The sequence below is a fragment of the Haloarcula marismortui ATCC 43049 genome (assembly GCF_000011085.1).
GTDB classification, from domain to species: Archaea; Halobacteriota; Halobacteria; order Halobacteriales; family Haloarculaceae; genus Haloarcula; species Haloarcula marismortui.
In genome coordinates this window covers 2,286,922-2,303,879 of the sequence record NC_006396.1, presented here as the reverse complement: position 1 = coordinate 2,303,879, position 16,958 = coordinate 2,286,922, and the positions used below count along the sequence as shown (strand labels likewise).

Annotated in this window: 20 protein-coding genes; 14 read left to right on the top strand and 6 right to left on the bottom strand. The window is 63.5% G+C overall.

All coding sequences use genetic code 11. From position 1 onward, the window contains the following. The first annotated feature begins 98 nt into the window (after positions 1 to 98). Positions 99 to 380 (top strand): hypothetical protein, encoded by a 282-nt coding sequence (locus RR_RS15560; RefSeq protein ID WP_004959649.1) that lies wholly within the window; start codon positions 99 to 101, stop codon positions 378 to 380. Positions 381 to 462: 82 nt separating this feature from the next. Here RR_RS15560 and RR_RS15555 read toward each other — a convergent pair whose 3' ends face one another. Continuing rightward, the gene (locus tag RR_RS15555; RefSeq protein WP_007189499.1) at positions 463 to 1,161 is read right to left on the bottom strand and encodes a DUF5828 family protein; all 699 of its coding nucleotides are present in this window, start codon (positions 1,159 to 1,161) and stop codon (positions 463 to 465) included. 258 nt (positions 1,162 to 1,419) lie between these two features. Between RR_RS15555 and RR_RS15550 the strand changes: the two genes are divergently transcribed. The 7 genes from RR_RS15550 to RR_RS15520 all read left to right on the top strand — a co-directional run bounded on the left by RR_RS15550 (position 1,420) and on the right by RR_RS15520 (position 8,642). Beyond that, positions 1,420 to 2,112 (top strand): type 1 glutamine amidotransferase domain-containing protein, encoded by a 693-nt coding sequence (locus tag RR_RS15550; RefSeq protein WP_011224312.1) that lies wholly within the window; start codon positions 1,420 to 1,422, stop codon positions 2,110 to 2,112. 201 nt (positions 2,113 to 2,313) lie between these two features. Further along, positions 2,314 to 3,351 (top strand): TAXI family TRAP transporter solute-binding subunit, encoded by a 1,038-nt coding sequence (locus tag RR_RS15545; protein WP_011224311.1) that lies wholly within the window; start codon positions 2,314 to 2,316, stop codon positions 3,349 to 3,351. Between the two features lie 61 nt (positions 3,352 to 3,412). After that, the gene (locus tag RR_RS15540; RefSeq protein WP_011224310.1) at positions 3,413 to 3,901 is read left to right on the top strand and encodes a DUF1850 domain-containing protein; all 489 of its coding nucleotides are present in this window, start codon (positions 3,413 to 3,415) and stop codon (positions 3,899 to 3,901) included. Then, positions 3,898 to 6,591, top strand: coding sequence for a TRAP transporter permease (locus tag RR_RS15535; protein ID WP_011224309.1), 2,694 nt, complete (start codon positions 3,898 to 3,900; stop codon positions 6,589 to 6,591). The genes RR_RS15540 and RR_RS15535 overlap by 4 nt, the downstream gene beginning before the upstream one ends. A gap of 40 nt (positions 6,592 to 6,631) precedes the next feature. Next, positions 6,632 to 7,309 (top strand): uracil phosphoribosyltransferase, encoded by a 678-nt coding sequence (gene upp, locus RR_RS15530; RefSeq protein ID WP_011224308.1) that lies wholly within the window; start codon positions 6,632 to 6,634, stop codon positions 7,307 to 7,309. A gap of 264 nt (positions 7,310 to 7,573) precedes the next feature. After that, positions 7,574 to 8,011 (top strand): DUF2391 family protein, encoded by a 438-nt coding sequence (locus RR_RS15525; RefSeq protein WP_007189495.1) that lies wholly within the window; start codon positions 7,574 to 7,576, stop codon positions 8,009 to 8,011. A gap of 46 nt (positions 8,012 to 8,057) precedes the next feature. Next, on the top strand, positions 8,058 to 8,642 hold the full coding sequence (locus RR_RS15520) for a DUF7090 family protein (RefSeq protein ID WP_011224307.1): 585 nt from the start codon (positions 8,058 to 8,060) through the stop codon (positions 8,640 to 8,642). A 472-nt stretch (positions 8,643 to 9,114) separates the two neighbouring features. On the opposite strand, the gene glmM is transcribed toward RR_RS15520, so the two are convergent. Together glmM and RR_RS15510 are read right to left on the bottom strand one after the other, a co-directional pair. Further along, positions 9,115 to 10,431, bottom strand: a complete 1,317-nt coding sequence (glmM, locus tag RR_RS15515; RefSeq protein ID WP_049939020.1) for a phosphoglucosamine mutase — start codon at positions 10,429 to 10,431, stop codon at positions 9,115 to 9,117. Positions 10,432 to 10,549: 118 nt separating this feature from the next. Next, complete coding sequence (locus tag RR_RS15510; RefSeq protein WP_394297569.1) at positions 10,550 to 10,726, bottom strand: hypothetical protein; 177 nt, start codon at positions 10,724 to 10,726, stop codon at positions 10,550 to 10,552. A gap of 58 nt (positions 10,727 to 10,784) precedes the next feature. Here RR_RS15510 and rpiA point away from each other — a divergent pair, with 58 nt between their 5' ends. Beyond that, the gene (gene rpiA / locus RR_RS15505) at positions 10,785 to 11,471 is read left to right on the top strand and encodes a ribose-5-phosphate isomerase RpiA (RefSeq protein WP_011224305.1); all 687 of its coding nucleotides are present in this window, start codon (positions 10,785 to 10,787) and stop codon (positions 11,469 to 11,471) included. 48 nt (positions 11,472 to 11,519) lie between these two features. Here the strand turns inward: rpiA and RR_RS15500 are convergent, their stop codons facing one another. After that, positions 11,520 to 11,687, bottom strand: coding sequence for a hypothetical protein (locus RR_RS15500; RefSeq protein ID WP_004517708.1), 168 nt, complete (start codon positions 11,685 to 11,687; stop codon positions 11,520 to 11,522). 289 nt (positions 11,688 to 11,976) lie between these two features. Between RR_RS15500 and larB the strand changes: the two genes are divergently transcribed. The 4 genes from larB (at position 11,977) to RR_RS15480 (ending at position 15,272) form a co-directional block, all read left to right on the top strand. Beyond that, positions 11,977 to 12,741, top strand: coding sequence for a nickel pincer cofactor biosynthesis protein LarB (gene larB, locus RR_RS15495; protein ID WP_007189491.1), 765 nt, complete (start codon positions 11,977 to 11,979; stop codon positions 12,739 to 12,741). A 279-nt stretch (positions 12,742 to 13,020) separates the two neighbouring features. After that, positions 13,021 to 13,305: a GIY-YIG nuclease family protein gene (locus RR_RS15490; protein WP_011224303.1), complete on the top strand. Its 285-nt coding sequence runs from the start codon at positions 13,021 to 13,023 to the stop codon at positions 13,303 to 13,305. Positions 13,306 to 13,397: 92 nt separating this feature from the next. Beyond that, positions 13,398 to 14,795 (top strand): phosphoglucomutase/phosphomannomutase family protein, encoded by a 1,398-nt coding sequence (locus RR_RS15485; protein WP_049939019.1) that lies wholly within the window; start codon positions 13,398 to 13,400, stop codon positions 14,793 to 14,795. Positions 14,796 to 14,819: 24 nt separating this feature from the next. After that, positions 14,820 to 15,272, top strand: coding sequence for a pyridoxamine 5'-phosphate oxidase family protein (locus RR_RS15480; RefSeq protein ID WP_011224301.1), 453 nt, complete (start codon positions 14,820 to 14,822; stop codon positions 15,270 to 15,272). Between the two features lie 14 nt (positions 15,273 to 15,286). Here RR_RS15480 and RR_RS15475 read toward each other — a convergent pair whose 3' ends face one another. After that, complete coding sequence (locus tag RR_RS15475; RefSeq protein WP_004959596.1) at positions 15,287 to 15,685, bottom strand: GNAT family N-acetyltransferase; 399 nt, start codon at positions 15,683 to 15,685, stop codon at positions 15,287 to 15,289. A 7-nt stretch (positions 15,686 to 15,692) separates the two neighbouring features. Beyond that, on the bottom strand, positions 15,693 to 15,893 hold the full coding sequence (locus tag RR_RS15470) for a ubiquitin-like small modifier protein SAMP2 (RefSeq protein ID WP_004959591.1): 201 nt from the start codon (positions 15,891 to 15,893) through the stop codon (positions 15,693 to 15,695). A 79-nt stretch (positions 15,894 to 15,972) separates the two neighbouring features. Here RR_RS15470 and RR_RS15465 point away from each other — a divergent pair, with 79 nt between their 5' ends. Next, on the top strand, positions 15,973 to 16,950 hold the full coding sequence (locus tag RR_RS15465; protein WP_049939018.1) for a replication factor C small subunit: 978 nt from the start codon (positions 15,973 to 15,975) through the stop codon (positions 16,948 to 16,950). Positions 16,951 to 16,958 lie beyond the last annotated feature (8 nt).

Below are 16,958 nucleotides of genomic sequence, written 5' to 3'. Positions count from 1 at the left end.
TGAGCCTACCGTTCGCGCGCCCTTGTGAGGCCGACTGCCGACACTGACGCGGCCCTCACGGGCAAACGTTCAGGTGGCAGCGCGTGGTTCGCTCCCGTATGTCCGCCACTGAAGAGACTGTCCGCGTCTGGCTGGTCGAACGAACCTACTCCGACGACGAGCAGAACCTCATCATCCTCACGTACGCGACGCCCGACGGCGAACAGTACTTCCGCAAGGAGCGCGCCCTGACCTCGTTTTCCGACGTGCGAGAGACCACGGCCGCTGTCGACGCGGACCCGGACAACCTCGGGTCCGTCGACGACGAAGACCTGCAGGCGCAGTACGCTGCCGAAGCGACGCGGATGGCGGAAAAACACGACCCTGACGACGCTATCTAACCGTCTGTGCGGCCATGCTCGTGCTTAGTTCGTTTTCACGTCGACGATGCTGGAAGCCGATGCCGCTCGCCCAGCGGCGAGCTTAGTTCGTCTTCGCATCGGTCTCATCCCCTGTCTCGACCGCATCAACACCCTCAGCGGCCTCGACAGCCTCGGTGACTTTCTCGGTGTCGACGTGCCAGCGGTCGACGGCCTGCTCGAAGTCCGCGAGCTTGTTCGAGACGCGCATCTTCAGGTCGTCGTCGTTGACGTTGACCTCGAAGACGTACTCGGGGCGTTCCTCGTCGCCGACGCGACGGAGGTTCGCGCTGATGAGGTCGTTGTCGAAGTAATAGGGCGCGATCTGGGTCATCACGTTGCGGTAGACGGTGTCCTCGACCTTTCGCAGGGCTTTCCGGCTGGCGGAGTCAGCCGCGCGCGCCACGTAGTCGACGGACTCGCTCCAGCGCTCCATCGCCTCGTCCGGCTCGTCGAGGTTCTCGTAGGACTCGCTGAGTTTCTCGCCGGCGGTCTGGAGGTCCTCGTCCGGCCCCTTGCCGGCCTGTTCGCCTTTGCCCTCGTCGACGCTTGCTTGGTCAGCGGTTTTCTCGTTGACGTCCTCGTCCAGTCGCTCGTGGCTCTTGGGTCGCCATTCGTCGAACTCACTGAGGGCGTCCTCGTCGACAGTCTCGCCCGAAGCGATGTCTTTCAGCGCCTGCGTGATGCGCTCGCCGTGCTCGACGACGTCGACCCAGCCGCCTTTCGTCTTGAATCCTGAAACGCTCTCTTCGATGTCTGCCATGGTATAATAGATCGGTCTATGACAGCCGCGGGACCTGCTGCAGTGGGCTGTCCATCTGTACACACCGGATTGCTGCTCAGTGGGGTTAAACGTTTCCGCTGTGGCGGCAGCCGTGATACTCTCCCGCGAGCCCCCTCCCCAGCCCTTGATATCGGAGTATAAATGACGCATTCTTACTGTATAGCGGTCTTCCCGCTCGCCCCGCTTCGCTCAACACCGAACGGCTGCTTATAAGGATTGCACGCGAATGGTAGTTTGATGTCATCCGCACTATTCGTCGTAAGCGAACACGGGTACTGGGGCGAAGAATGTATTGAGCCGCTGACAACTCTTACAGACGCCGGTCTGGATATTACGGTGGCGACACCGACCGGCGAGCCGCCGGTGCTTGACGAACGTTCCGTCGACCCCGAAGAAGTCGGCGAAGACCTCTCGGAACACGTTCGGGAAGTCCACGAGACCGACGAGCGCCTGAACAACCCGATTCCGCTGGCACAGGCTGACGCCGCGGACTACGACACCGTCGTGTTCCCCGGCGGCCACGGCGCGGAGTGGGACGTCACGCAGGATGTCCACGCCCGTGAACTGCTGCGCGAGAGCGTCGCCGGCGACGACGGCAAGGCACTCGTCGTCTGTCACACGGTCGGGATTCTGGCCTTCACCCGCAATAGCGACGGCGAGTTCCTCGCCGACGGCCGCTCGGTCACCGGCTTCCCGAACGCCTGGGAGGAAGGCATTGTCGACGAGAACGACCTGCTCCCCGACGGCCGGAAGCTCCCGTACTGGGTCGAAGACGAAGTGAAGGCTGTCGGTGCGGACTGGGACGCCGAACTCGATGCCGACACCAGCGTCACGGTCGATGGTGACCTCATCACGGCTCGTGGCCCACCGTCCTCGGCTGCAGCTGCCCGCACGCTTCTCGACGAGCTTGGTATCGAGACGTCCGCGTAACGGGTCCTGACGTGGCGGTTGTTTGCTGAAATATAACTAGGGCTGAAATTCTCGAAAAATAGAACACTTTGCCTGTCCGTCTTTTCTCATCTCTATTCCGTCCGGTGAAATACTCTGTCACACGCTATCGCACAATATAGTCAAATAGCGACTGTATACTAGCTAACATTCTTGAATACCCCGTGTGACGTAGACATACGTATGACTAACAACTCCACACGTAGGCGGTTCCTCAAGACAGCAGGCGTTGCAGGTGTCGCAGCTCTCGCCGGCTGTGGCGGTGGCGGCGACGGCGGCGACGGTGGCGACGGCGAAACGACCGAGGGCGGCGACATGACCGAGGGTGGCGACATGACCGAGGGCGAAATGACCGAAGGCGACACCGAGACCCGCCTCTCGTGGCACGCCGGCGGCACCGGTGGCACCTACTTCCCGCTCTCGAACGAGTTCAAGACGGTCGTAGAGGACAACACAGACTTCACGCTGAACGTCCAGTCGACCGGTGCGAGCGTCGAAAACGTCGGCAGCCTCGCCAGCGGCGACGCCGACTTCGCGCTCATCCAGAACGATATCGCCTCGTTCGCAAAGAACGGCACTGGCATCGATGCGTTCCAGGACAACGCCGTCGAGAACCTCCAGGGCGTTGCGACCCTGTACCCGGAAACGATCACGGTCGTCACCCTCGCGGACACGGGCATCACGCAACTCTCCGACCTCGAAGGGGCGACGATCAACACTGGCGACCTCGGGAGCGGGACCCAGGTCAACGCGAACCAGATTCTGGAGTCAGTCGGCATCTCCGATTACACCGAGCAGAACGCCTCGTTCTCTCAGGCTGCCGACCAGCTCCGGAACGGCGACATCGACGCCGCGTTCGTCGTCGGTGGCTGGCCGGTCGGCGCAATCGAGGACCTCGCAAACACCAACGACCTCGTCATCGTCCCAATCTCCGGCGACAACCGTGCCGCAGCGAAGGAGGACGCCTCCTGGTTCGCTGACGACACCATCCCCGCCGACACCTACACCGGCGTCGACGAGGCTGTCGAAACAATCGCTGTGCAGGCGATGATTGCGACGAACGCCGAACAGCCCGAAGAGACGGTCGAGTCGGTCACCGCGGCCATCTTCGACAACGTCGACGACCTCTCTATCAAGACGGACTTCATCAGCGCGGACTCCGCTCAGGACGGGATGTCCATCGAACTCCACCCCGGCGCAGCGGCCTACTTCGACGCGTAACGCCGCTGACTGACGCTATCCGTATCGTTAACTAACGACCTTCTATTACTCACCAACTGGAATGAGACGACGATACGTCGCTATCGCGGTGCTCGGTGCCCTCCTCCTCATCGGGACTGTAGCAGCGCTCCCCGGCGGACATGCACTGGTCGTCGAAGACGCCGAGACCGGTGAGCAGTATCTAACGGTCTCGGTTGAGGACGGCACGACCGTGGCGCTGGAATATATGCACAGTGTCGAAAAAACGCGTGTCTACGACGAGTACACAGTCCGTGGCGACCATCTTGAGATGACCCGTATGGAGTTCGAATCGTTCGGCTGGGGGCTCCCGAGTGGAGCCAACGTCACTCGTGAGGATGGGATGTATGTCTTCGACCCCCCAGGCAACTACACGCGCGTGACAGTCTCTCCCGGTGATGTTGCAGGACATAAACTTCACGTCGGAGCCGAAACCTACGACTTGGTAGCCCGCACCAACGGCCGCTCGGTCCACCTCTATGTGACCCAGCGCTCGTCGTTCGGTGCTGCGACAGACCAGCTCAACACATGACTGAAAACACACGATCTGACGACGACGGGGAGGCCGTATCGGACGAGGAAGTTGACGAAGTACTGCAGGAGATAGAGCGGAAACGCTCCCTTACAGGGTGGGCGGTTGTCCTCGTCGCGCTCATCGGCATCTCGTTTTCGGTGTTTCAGATGTGGCTCGCGGCGAAAGGCTTCGTCCTCTCGATCTCGCTTCCCGGCGTCGGTGATGTCGTGTTCGCGTCACTGCAACTGCTCCAGATCAACGCTGTCCACGTCTCTTTTGGCCTCATTCTGACGTTCTTGCTGTATCCCGGCAGCACCGGCGACGGCCCGCTTTCCCGGCGCTGTATCGCGCTCGGGTCACTGGTCGACGAGAAACTCGGCGCGGAGCATCCGGTGTCTCGTGTCGTTCACGCTATCGGGAGCGCCCTCGCTTGGGCGTTCCTCGACGCCGAGATGGACCGCGTGACACCCTCGGATTTCGTTTTTATCGTCCTGTCGGTGCTGTCGGCCGCGTACTTCGTTACTGACTTCAACGAGATCCAGCGGATGCGTGCGCTGGGACTTGAACGCGGCCGACCGATTCAGGAAGTGTTCACCTTCCTAGAGCCGATAGCGGGGCTTCTCGGGCCGCTCGCCGATACCTCCTACGCGTTCGTGCTCGGCGCGGTCGGCGTCCTGCTCGTCCTCGAAGCGACCCGTCGGGCGATCAGCCTCTGGTTGATGGTTATCGTCGCGGCGTTCGTCGTCTACGCCCGTTTCGGTGTCCTCATCCCACAGGACGCCGCCTACATTGGCGTCCTCTCGATTCCGGAGCTGTCTTGGCCCTCTATCATCCAGAACCTCTGGTACAACACCGAAAACGGGGTGTTCGGAATTCCGGTTACCGTCTCCGTGCAGTTCATCTATATCTTCATCCTCTTTGGCGCGTTCCTCGAGATGTCCGGCGCGGGGCAGTGGTTCATCGACCTTGCGTACGGTGCGACAGGGACGCGGAAGGGTGGCCCGGCGAAGGCGTCCATCCTCGCCAGCGGCTTCATGGGGACCATCTCCGGGTCCTCCATTGCGAACACGGTGACGACCGGCGCGTTCACGATTCCGCTGATGAAGCGGTCGGGCTACTCGCCGGAGTTCTCCGGCGGCGTCGAGGCGTCTGCCTCCTCGGGTGGCCAGATTCTCCCGCCGGTGATGGGGGCCGCCGCATTCCTTATCGTCCAGTACACAGCGACGCCGTTCGCTGATGTCATCGTCGTCGCGACGATTCCCGCTATCGTCTTCTTCTTCGGCGTCTGGGTGATGGTCCACTTCGAGGCGGTCAAGGAGGACATCGGCGGTCTCGACTCTTCAGAACTGGTCAACCTCCGGAGCCACTTCAAAAGCGGGTGGTTCTACCTCGTCCCGCTTGGGCTGCTGTTGTACTACCTCATCATCGAGCGACTGTCTGTCTCCCGCTCGGCGTGGTTTACGCTCATCGCAATCGGAGCGCTCATCGCACTTGTGGCGGCTTACGGCGACGAAACGCGTGCCCGCCTCGGAGCGATTCTCGGCGTGCTGTTCGGCGCATCGCTGCTTTCACAGTTCCTGTTCGGCGCTGGCGTTCTGGGCGCACTGGCCGGCGACGGGACGGGGTCCCAATCTCTCATAGACGCGTTCTCGGCCACCGTCGGTAACATCGGCACGCTGATTATCCTCAGCGGTGTTCTCACGCTGATCACCCGGCCCCGACTCGACTCACCACTGCTGTCGTTCGACGGTGCTGTCGACGACACCGCCGAAACGACTGCTGACGCTGTCGGTCGCCCAGATCTGGCCTCGAATGGGCTGTACAAGCTCGGCGTCTTCGTCGGGAAGTCGATGGAGAGCGGGGCTAGAACCGCGGTCCCGGTTGTCATCGCTGTCGCCGCCGCCGGCATCATCCCCGGTGTCATCAGCGTCTCCGGCCTCGGCCCGAACCTCGTCTCGCTCATCACGGCCGTCGCCGGCGGCTCGCTGGTCTTGCTGTTGCTCGTCACCGCATTCTCCTCGATTATCCTCGGGATGGGGATGCCGACGACGGTGACCTACATCATCCTCGTCTCCCTGCTCGCGCCGGCGCTGACCGAGTTCGGTGTCCCGCTGCTCGCGGCGCACCTGTTCATCCTCTATTTCGGCGTCATCGCCGACATCACGCCGCCGGTCGCAGTGGCTGCCTACGCCGCTTCCGGTGTCGCAAAGTCCGATGCCTTCGAGACCGGCATCGAGGCGTTTTCGCTCTCGCTCAACAAGGCAATTGTGCCGTTCGCGTTCATTGTCACGCCGGGCATCATCCTGATCCGGCGTGCCCCGACGGACTCCGGATACCGAATCGTCGGGACCGCCGACCTGCTGGACCTCGGCTACTCCATCCCCGAGATACTGATACCCGTTATCGGCGTCTTCCTCGGCGTCGTCGCGCTGGCCGCGACGGTTATCGGGTTCGCGTACGCACCGGTCTCCCGTGGCGAGCGGGCGGCGTTCGCGTTCAGTTCGCTGCTCCTGATGGCCCCCGGCCTCGCAGTGTCCGGCGTGTACGACATCCTCGGCCTCATCGGCATCGCCGGTGGCGAGATGACGGTGTTGCTTGACATCGTACTCCGCGGCGTCGGCCTCGCGCTGTTCCTCTTCCTCATGGCCAAGAACCGTCAGCGCGGCGGTGACCCTGCGGTACGGTCAGGCACGGCTGAGCCGGCCTGAGTGAGAACCGTTTAAGCCATCGGGTGTCAACGGGCACGATATGCCAATCGAACAGCGCGGCGACGCCTCTGTCGTCACGCACGCGCTGGCGCGAGATGAACTGACTCGGATACGAAACGTCGAGACCGAACAGGTCGCTTTCCGGAAGGGACTGGTCCGCCTCGGCCGTATCTGTGGCTACGAAATCATTGACGGGCGGATGGAAACCGAATACACGGAAGTCCAGACGCCACTAACCACGACGATGGGTGAGCGGGTCAAAGGACTCGAAGACGTGGTCATCGTCAACGTCCTCCGCGCCGCGACGCCGTTTGTCGAAGGACTGCTCAAAGCGTTCCCCCGCGCCAGACAGGGCGTCATCTCCGCCAGCCGTGATGAGGAAGCCGGAATGAACGACGACGGCGAGTTCCCTATCTCCGTCGAATACGTCAAACTGCCCGAAATCACCGAGGACGACACCGTCATCATCGCGGACCCGATGCTCGCCACCGGGTCGACGATGGCCACGGTGCTTGATTACATCACCTCGGAGAAGACAGAGCCGGAGAACCTGCTTGTTCTGGCCGCAGTCTCCGCGCCAGAGGGTATCGTCCGTGTTTCGGAGGCGCAGCCGGACGCTGACATCATCAGCGTCGCTATCGACGACGAACTCGACGAGGACGGGTTCATCGTTCCGGGGCTCGGCGACGCCGGTGACCGGGCCTTCCGGACGACGTAAACCGTCCCGGCCCGCTCGACCTGTCGGCAGAGGGACGAAACGCTTTTATTCACGGCCCGAATCAGCCGATGATGTCGCGATTTTCAGTCCCTTCACAGCCGCTGTACCCCCTTTCTTCACTTGGAAACCGAGGGACAACGGCACATTTTCGGTCCAGTTGAAACGAGAAGGGAAGCTGTGAACCGCTCCGTAGCGACTGGACATTGGTCCTGTCGGACAGTGACAGACCGGGAGACTTTCGTGCTGACGGGACAGCAACCCGGTATGGGTCGACGCCGATACCGGGTCGCGGACACTGCCCAGCAACTCGTTGGGGGGTTCCTGCTCGCGGGGCCGTTCGTCGTGACAGAGGAGGTGTGGGTCCTTGCTGAGAATATGTCCTGGTATCACGCAGTGCTTGTCGTCGGTATCGTGTTCGCTATCGGCTACGGGGCGCTGTACAAAGCTGACGCCGACCGCGACGTGGACACTGAGGCGGAGGTGGCCGGTATTCCGGTCCGATTCGTCTCGCTGATGTGCGTGGCGTTTGGCTCGGTCGCCATTCTCGCGGTGGCGTTTACGGCCCCGGACACGTTCCTCGTCAACGGGGGGATTCTGCTGGACCCGACGCCGATGGCGGTCACCCTGACGACCCTGAAAGCCATCACTGTCGGTGCAATTTTCAGCGTCGTTGGAGCTGCGACGGCGGACAGCGTGTTCTAACCGGGACCCGCACACTTAATTGGGTTCCACTCTCCTTGATGTGCATATGGAATATACGCTGGCTATCGACAACGCACCGGAAACCGTTCCGGGTGGCACGGGGGTACTACTCCTGCATCCGAGTACCGGCGAGACGGACCGACTGGACACGGATTTCCTTGCGACCGACACCGACTCGATGCTCGTCATCTCGACCCGGACCACCGCCCGGGAGGTCAAACAGAAACTGGAGTACTACGAGGTCGACGAGTCCAAAGCGACCATCCTCGACACGCTGTCGGTCGAGCGCGGCTACACCCGTCGCCAGTCCGAAAGCGTCCGATACGTCTCCGCGCCGGACGACCTCTCCGGGATTGTCTCGGAGGCCGAGACCTTTCTGCAAGAACACGACGGGAAGCTCCGCGTGACCTTCGACTCGCTGACGGAACTCATCTACTACGCCGACGAGGACGGCGCGCTCTCGGCCGTCGAAGACATCCTCGACCTGCTAGACGAGTACGACGCTGTCGGGATGTTCCACCTCGCCGACGAGGTCCACGACGAGGAGACGGTCGCGGCGTTCCGGGAACTCTTCGACGGTGTCATCGAACTGTCCGAGGACGGAACCATTACCAGTACCTTCGAGGCGTAACCGGACACGCTCCGTCCCGAATCTGGCGCTCCTTCGATGAGTTTGTGGCAACTGACAGACACTCCACTGGCCGGTGTGTCCGTCGGTGGCGTTTCCTTCTTTCGAACGAAATGGCGTTTTCACCCGGTAGCGCCGCCAACACCTCGTATGCGAACACTTACCAGACCAATAACAATTAAGAGGGTATAACCCACATACAGGGTTGTATGCCGGAATGCCAGAACTGCGGTAATTTTGTAACGGCTGACTACGCGCGTGTGTTCACGCCGAACGGGGTCGAAAAGCCCAGGGTCTGTCCGCAGTGCGAGGACAAGATTCGCGACGGGGCAGACGTCCGTGAGGCCCGGTCCACACGTCGCGGATAGAACCGATCAGGAACTGCCGCCCTGTGACCTGACGGTTGCGGGGACGTTTTCCTCGCCGGCTGCACTCGCTACCAACCGTTGTTTTGCCGGGACTCCTGTTTCAGGCTCTAGACTACTGCGTCTGTCAGGCGCGCCCGTGCCTCCTCGAACACCGCGTCAGCACGGTCTGGGTCGCGGGCCTCGGCGGTGATCCGAACGAGCGGCTGGGTTCCGCTGGCCCGCAAGAGGAACCACGCGTCGCCGAGGTCGACCCGGACCCCGTCGAGCGTCGTCACGTCGTCGTAGGCGTCGGTCACTGTCTCTCGAACGCGGTCCATCACAGTCTCCTTCTGGTCGGTTTCGACGCTATCCCGGCGAATGGGGTACTCCGGCACGTCGGCGGCCCGGTCGCCCAGCGAGCGCTCGCTGTCCAGTGCCGCGGCGGTACAGGCCGCCAGCGGCCCGTCCGGGCACAGCGTCCGCTCGGGCCAGATCCACGCACCGCTTGGCTCGCCGCCGAAGGCGACACCATCGGCACTCGCCGCCTCGGCGACGTATACGTCCCCAACAGGGGTGTACTCGACAGAGACGTCGCTGTCGTCGAGGTGGTCCTCAACGGCGAGGCTTGTATCGACCGGGACGGCGACCCGCTCGCCCGGTGACGCCGCGGCACGGGCGAACACGGCCAGCAACACGTCGCCGGAGAGGAAGGTCCCGTCGGCCGCAACCGCCCGCATCCGGTCGGCGTCGCCGTCGTGGGCGATGCCGAGGTCTGCGTCGGACTCGGCCACCAGCGTCGAAAGCGACTCGCAGTGCTCGGCTTTCGGCTCCGAGGGGCGACCGGGGAACGCACCGTCGGGCTGGCCGTTGAGCGTCTCGACGGAGCAGCCCAGCGCCGAAAGCGCGTCGACGCTGACTCGACCCGCGCCGTTGCCCAGATCGACGACGACATGGCTATCGAGGTTTCGCTCACCGATTTCCGTGACCAGCGCGTCGACGTGGCGTTGGCTGGCATCCCGAGACACCAGACCCCCGCTCTCGTCCCACGCCGCTGGCTGGAACGCATCCTCGTCCAGTCGCTGTTCGATCGTTGCTCGCAGGTCCGCATCGAAGGCCTGGCCGCTGGGTTGCCAGAGCTTGATACCGTTGTCTTCTGGCGGATTGTGACTCGCTGTCACTGCGACGCCGGCGTCGGCGTCCTGCCACGCCACCGCCCGTCCGATAGTCGGCGTCGCCGCCCCGCCGAGGTCTATCACGTCGACGCCGCTCTCCCGAAGCCCGGCCACCAGCGCCGTCTGGAGGTACTCGCCGCTCGCTCGCGGGTCCCGGCCCACGACCACCCGCTCGCAGTCGATGCCAAGCGCTCGCCCCACCGAGAGCGCCAACTCGGCTGTGACCGTCTCGCCGACGGGACCCCGAATCCCGCTCGTTCCGAACTGTGTCATTACTGCTCTCTGGGTCGGGCCGCCCCTAAAATCCATCCGGCATCGGACAGGTACTGTGGACCGATGGTGCTGACGCTCGCTCCGTCGCTGTGTCGGTGACTACCCACAGACCGCGCCGCTACTGCGTCGGTGACCACTCACAGGTCGTGCCGGTCGTCAGGGCTGCCTCGTCGATGTGAGCAGACAGGCAGCCGTAGTTGCAAAACTGCGTCGTCGACTTCCCGTCGGGCGTCTCGCTGACGTAGACGGGGTCGTGGTTCTCGACGGGACAGCCACAGTACGTGCAGTCGACCATTCGAACGCTTGCGGCCGGGAGAACAAACGTTTTGTCCACGTCTGTCGACCCACCGCACATGAAACAGGGCGGCTCCGACGCGGCGAAACAGGCAGCGGGGGAATCAGCGGCTGAAGCGGTCGAGGACGCCACGGTCGTTGGCCTCGGCACGGGGTCAACGGCAGCCTACGCTATCCGCGCTATCGGACAGGCGGTCGACGCCGGCCTCGATGTCGTCGGCGTCCCCACGTCGTTTCAGTCCCGCCAGCTGGCCCGTGACTGTGGCATCCCGCTGGCGGACCTCGACGACGTGTCGGTCGACCTCGCCATCGACGGGGCCGACGAGGTGGCCAGCGGCAACCTGATCAAAGGCGGTGGCGCGGCGCACGCCCGGGAGAAGATAGTCGACGCGAGCGCCGACCGCTTCCTCGTCGTCGCTGATCCGACGAAAGAGGCGGCCGTACTCTCATATCCTGTCCCCGTCGAGGTACTCCCGATGGCCCGCTCGACAGTCGTCACGGCAGTCGAAGAATTGGGTGGTGACCCAACACTCCGCCGTGCAGAACGTAAGGACGGCCCCGTCGTCACCGACAACGGAAATCTCGTGCTCGACTGCGACTTCAATTCCATCCACGACCCCGCCGCACTCGCCAGCGACCTCGCCGCGCTGCCCGGTGTTGTCGAGCACGGGCTGTTCGTCGGTATGGCTGACGAGATTCACGTCGGCACTGCTGATGGCGTCACCGTCCGAACGCTTTCGAAATAGCTGTCGCTGGTCGGCTTGCGTCAAAAAAATACGCTGCTTGAAACGACCTTACAGGTCGCGCGGCTGGACCGTCTTCCGGTCGTTCTCGTCGGCTCGTCGGGCTGCGTCCTGAAGCAGCTCCTCGACTTCCTCGTCGAGTGCGTCGTAGAAGTCGGACGCTACGTTCATGTCGTTGAGCTCTTCCTTAACGGCGGCTTTGACGATTAGGTCTGCCATACAGACGAGGTATCGACGGGGGTTACTTATATACTTTCTCCAATTAGTTCGCTCTCGACCCTATTACCGGCAGTTTGAGGCATTATACGACACATAACCCGTTATAAATCCGGGATTGTGTCCGCGAGAATCCATCAGAATCCGGCTTTTTGTCTGCCCCAGACGGCTATTGTCGCGTTACTCCGGCCGAGCGTCGCTCACGCGCGCTCCCACGGATCCAACCCTGATGTGAGCAACACGCCTGTTTCGGACCGACGGATAGGAGTGGCCGTACCACTGAATGGGTTCTATGCGCGATATACTCGATTCGGTTGCGGCGGGTGACCTCTCCCCAACGGAAGCCGAGGCGGCGCTCTCCGGCTACGCGACCAGCGGGGCCGGTCGGTTCGACGCCGCCCGGGAGGACCGTGCCGGCGTTCCTGAAGCCGTCCTCGCGGACGGGAAGACACCGGGAGAAGTGGCGGATCTGGCAGCAACAGCTATTGAGACGACGGACCGGGCTATCGTGACACGACTCGATACGTCCACTGCAACGGCCGTCCGGGAGCGGCTGGACGAAGCCGCCTCCGATGCGACAGTTCGCTGGGACGACCGCTCGAACTGGCTGGTCGCGACGACCCCCGCGTTCGAGCGCCCGTCGCTGGACGCGTCAGTGGGTATCGTCACCGCCGGGACATCCGACGCCGTTCCGGCCGGTGAGGCCGCGCTTATCGCCGAGGAGATGGGTGCCACCGTGACCCGTATCGACGATGTCGGGGTTGCGAGCCTTGCCCGGACGATAGATGCGGTCGACGGCTTCCGGGACCAGGATGTGCTCATCGTCGCGGCGGGCCGCGAAGGTGCGCTCCCGACGGTTGTCGCCGGTCTCGTCGACGTACCGGTCATCGGCCTGCCCGTCTCGACCGGCTACGGCCACGGCGGCGAGGGTGAGGCCGCTCTCTCGGGACTGCTCCAGTCCTGCACTGCACTCTCTGTCGTGAACATCGACGCCGGCTTCACCGCCGGGACACAGGCCGGCCTAATCGCCAGACAGCTCGACAATGCGCGGGAATAACCACCCTCGCCGGCCACGGGTACACCCAAGTATTTGGGTAAAGAGCTATGCGAACAACGCGCGTACGCGTGTACGTCGGCGGTGGTGTCGCCGACGAACACGATGCCTGAATGTGATCATTGCGGCGCGCACGTCTCAGACCAGTTCGCCCGAGTGTTCGCGGATGAACGTGGACACATCCGGGCGTGTCCCAACTGCTCGGCAAACGCTGGCATTGCCGAGGTATCGAGAGAGCGCGCCCAACAAGTGTGAGGCCCACTGGGCCACCAGCATCGTGCGATGACTACCGCGCGGAGCCCTTACCACGTGTACGTCCTCCGTTGTAGCGACAACACGTTTTACACCGGTTACACGACCGATGTGGAACGCCGCGTCCGAGAGCACGACGCCGGCGATGGCGCGAAGTACACGCGCGGCAGAACCCCGGTCGAACTGATTCACGTCGAATCATTTGACTCACAGTCCGACGCGATGAGCCGTGAGTACGAGATTAAGCAGTACTCCAGAGCGGAGAAGGAACGACTCGTCGAATCCAGCGACGCCGAAGTAGTGTTCGATATCTGACCCGCCGCTCACTTCTCGCTGTCAATAACAGGAAAAGTGACAGCTCACCGATGAGGCGTGACTTTTTGTCTGGGGGCCGAGAACCGCGGGATATGGACAACGACGCGGATGTCGACGCAGGCGCAATCGCTTTCGGGACGGACGGCTGGCGGGCGACGCTGGACGTGTTCACGAAACCGCGAGTCCGGATGGTTGGTCAGGCTGTCGCCACGACGCTCGCCGAGCGCGGGGCGAGCGGGACCGTCGCTATCGGGTACGACGCCCGCGAGACCTCGCCCGGGTTTGCCGACGAGCTCGCACACGTCCTGCGTGCGAACGGCTTCGACGTGCTCTTGCCGGACCGGGACACGCCGACGCCGATCCTCGCCTGGACGGTGAAAGACCGCGGTCTGGCCGGGGCGCTCCAGATCACGGCCAGCCACAATCCGCCGGAGTACAACGGCGTGAAGTTCATCCCTGGTGACGGGTCGCCGGCGCTCCCCGACTGGACGGCCGCCTTTGAGGAAAACCTCGCCGTCCTCGACCCGCTCCCCGAAGACGAGTGGGGCGAGCGAACGGAAGAAGACCTTATTGGCCCGTTCCACGACCACGCGCTGGACTTCGTCGACACTGACCTCGATGACCTGTCAGTCGCCTACGACGCGCTATACGGCAGTGGCCGCGGCGTCACCGACGCCCTGCTCGAAGCGGCCGGGGCCGATGTGACTCGTCTCAACTGCGAACAGGACCCGGAGTTCGGCGGCGGGTCGCCCGAGCCGTCGGCGGAGAACGCTGAGGGCCTCGTCGGCGAAGTCAGCGAGGGTGACGCCGCGCTGGGGATTATCAACGACGGCGACGCCGACCGCATCGGCGTCGTTACGCCCGACCGCGGCTATCTGGACCCCAACCTGTTTTTCGCCGCGATGTACGACTTTCTGCTTGAGGACGGGACGGGCGATGTCGTTCGGACGGTCTCGACGTCCAGCATCGTCGACCGCGTCGCCGAGGCCCACGGCCAGAACGTCCACGAGGTCGCCGTCGGCTTCAAGTGGGTCGCCGAGGCGATGGCCGAGCACGACGCGCTGTTCGGCGGCGAGGAGTCCGGCGGTTTCGGCCTGCCGGACCACCTGCGGAACAAGGACGGCGTGCTGGTGGCGCTGGCCGCCGCCGCCGCCGAGCGCGAGGAACCGCTTGATGCTCGTGTCGACAGACTGCTGGACGAACACGGCGAAATCCATCAGGACCGGATCAGCGTCGACTGCTCGGACGACCGCAAGGAGCCAGTTCTCGAAGACCTCGAAACCGCACTGCCCGAGACGCTGGCGGGAGTCGCTGTCGACGGCATCAACACCGTCGACGGGTTCAAAATCCGACTCGAAGACGGGACGTGGGTGCTCGTCCGCCCGTCCGGGACGGAACCGAAGCTCCGCGTCTACGCCGAGGCCGGCAGCGATGCCCGGGTCGGCGAACTGCTCGATGCTGGTCAGGAACTGGTCGAACCCCTCGTTTAAGCCCGCGGCACGCGTCGTCGACGCATGGACTCCGACATCGCGTTCGCCTACACAGAGGGGATGCCTGACGACATCGTCCGCGACCGCCTTGGCGAGAGTGAGAGCGGCGTGCTCGCGCTGGCTGACGGCGACGACGCGTATGCTTTCCCGGTGTTTCACCACTACGAGGACGGGTCGCTGTACTTCCGCCTTGGCGAGACAAGCGGGAGCGAGAAGTCGGCGTACCTCGTCGCCACCGAGACGGCGACGTATGTCGTCACGGAGACGGAGCAGACGCCGGACGCGGAGGCGTGGACCGGCTGGAGCATCGTCGCCAGGGGACCGATAGCGGCTGTCCCCGACGGTGACCCGGCCTACGAAGCCGTCGAAATAAACGAGCGCTACGCGCCCATTCGGGTGTTCGACGAGCCGACCGATGAGATGGATATAACGCTGTATGAACTGTCCATCGAGGAACTGACGGGTCGTCAGAACTGACTCCGACGGGACGACTACTTGCGAATCCCGCGAAAGCGGCCGTCCTCGTCGTCGAGAAGCTCCACGTCGAACCCGAGTTGCTCGTAGAACGGCCGCACGTCCGCGTCAAACTCGGCCGTGAGTCGGTCCCGCCGGTCGAGTGCGGCCTCGACGAGCGCCGTCCCGATGCCCTGTCCCCGGCGACGGCGACGGACAGCGACGGCGTCGATGTGAGTGTCATCGAGCACGAGTGCGCCGAGTATTCGGTCGCTTTCGGGCGTTGCGTCTGCCCCGGAACCACCCGAAACCGAGATGAGCGTTCCGTCGCCGGCGATTCCTGTACGGACCGTTGGCACACCGATTTCGAGCGCCGCGCCGTCGAGAACGTTCATCACTGCCGGCAGGTCGGCCTCGGTCGCTTCGCGGACACGCATCGGCGACTCACCCGCCTTTGATGAGCCTGACAACCCGAACGTGGTCGTGCTCGACGGGCTGGTCCGTCGGCACGTGCTCGCCGTCGACGAGGACTGACACCTCGTGGGGGCTCAGGTCGACCGGTGCGAGCAGGTCGCCATACGTCGCGTCCGCGTCCACCTCCAGTTCGTGGGTGTCTTCGCCGGCGATTTCGACGGTGACGTGCATACCCGGCCGTACTCCGCCGATGCACCTGAGACTGTCGACTCTCGCGGGGTTTAAGACCGGCCCACGCTTCCAATCGTCCATGAGTGAGGCCGAGTCCGAGTCGCGGGCGGGACGCGAGGAGGTCTGGATCGAGAAGTACCGCCCGCAGACGCTCGACGACGTGATGGGGCACGAGAATATCGTCGGGCGGCTCAAGAGCTACGTCTCGCGCAACGACCTGAGCCACATGCTGTTTTCCGGGCCGGCAGGGACGGGGAAGACGACGTGCGCGACGGCTATCGCCCGTGAACTGTACGGCGACGACTGGCGCGAGCACTTCCTCGAACTGAACGCCTCCGACGAGCGTGGTATCGACGTGGTCCGGGACCGTATCAAGAACTTCGCCCGGACGAGCTTCGGGGGCGTCGAGTACCGTATCATCTTCCTCGACGAGGCCGACGCGCTGACCAGCGACGCCCAGTCGGCGCTGCGCCGGACGATGGAGCAGTTCTCGAATAACGTCCGCTTTATTCTCTCGTGTAACTACTCCAGCCAGATCATCGACCCGATCCAATCGCGCTGTGCGGTCTTCCGGTTCTCGCCGCTTGCAGACGACGCCGTTGCCGAGGAAATCCGAACCATCGCTGCCGAAGAAGACATTGAACTGACCGAAGACGGACTCGACGCACTCGTCTACGCCGCCGACGGGGATATGCGGAAAGCCATCAACGGCCTGCAAGCTGCATCGGTCAGCGGCGACACGGTCGACGAGTCGGCAGTGTACGCTATCACTTCGACGGCCCGCCCGGAAGAGATCCGGACGATGGTCCAGTCGGCGCTGGACGGCGACTTCACCGCGTCCCGGGCGACCCTCGATAGACTGCTGACCGAGGAAGGCATCGCTGGCGGTGACATCATCGACCAACTGCATCGCTCCATCTGGGAGTTCGATATTGACGACGACGCAGCCGTCCGAGTGCTCGAACGCATCGGCGAAACCGATTATCGGATTACCCGTGGTGCGAACGAGCGTGTGCAACTCGAAGCGATGCTGGCCTCGCTTGCACAGGGCGAGTAAGGGCGCCT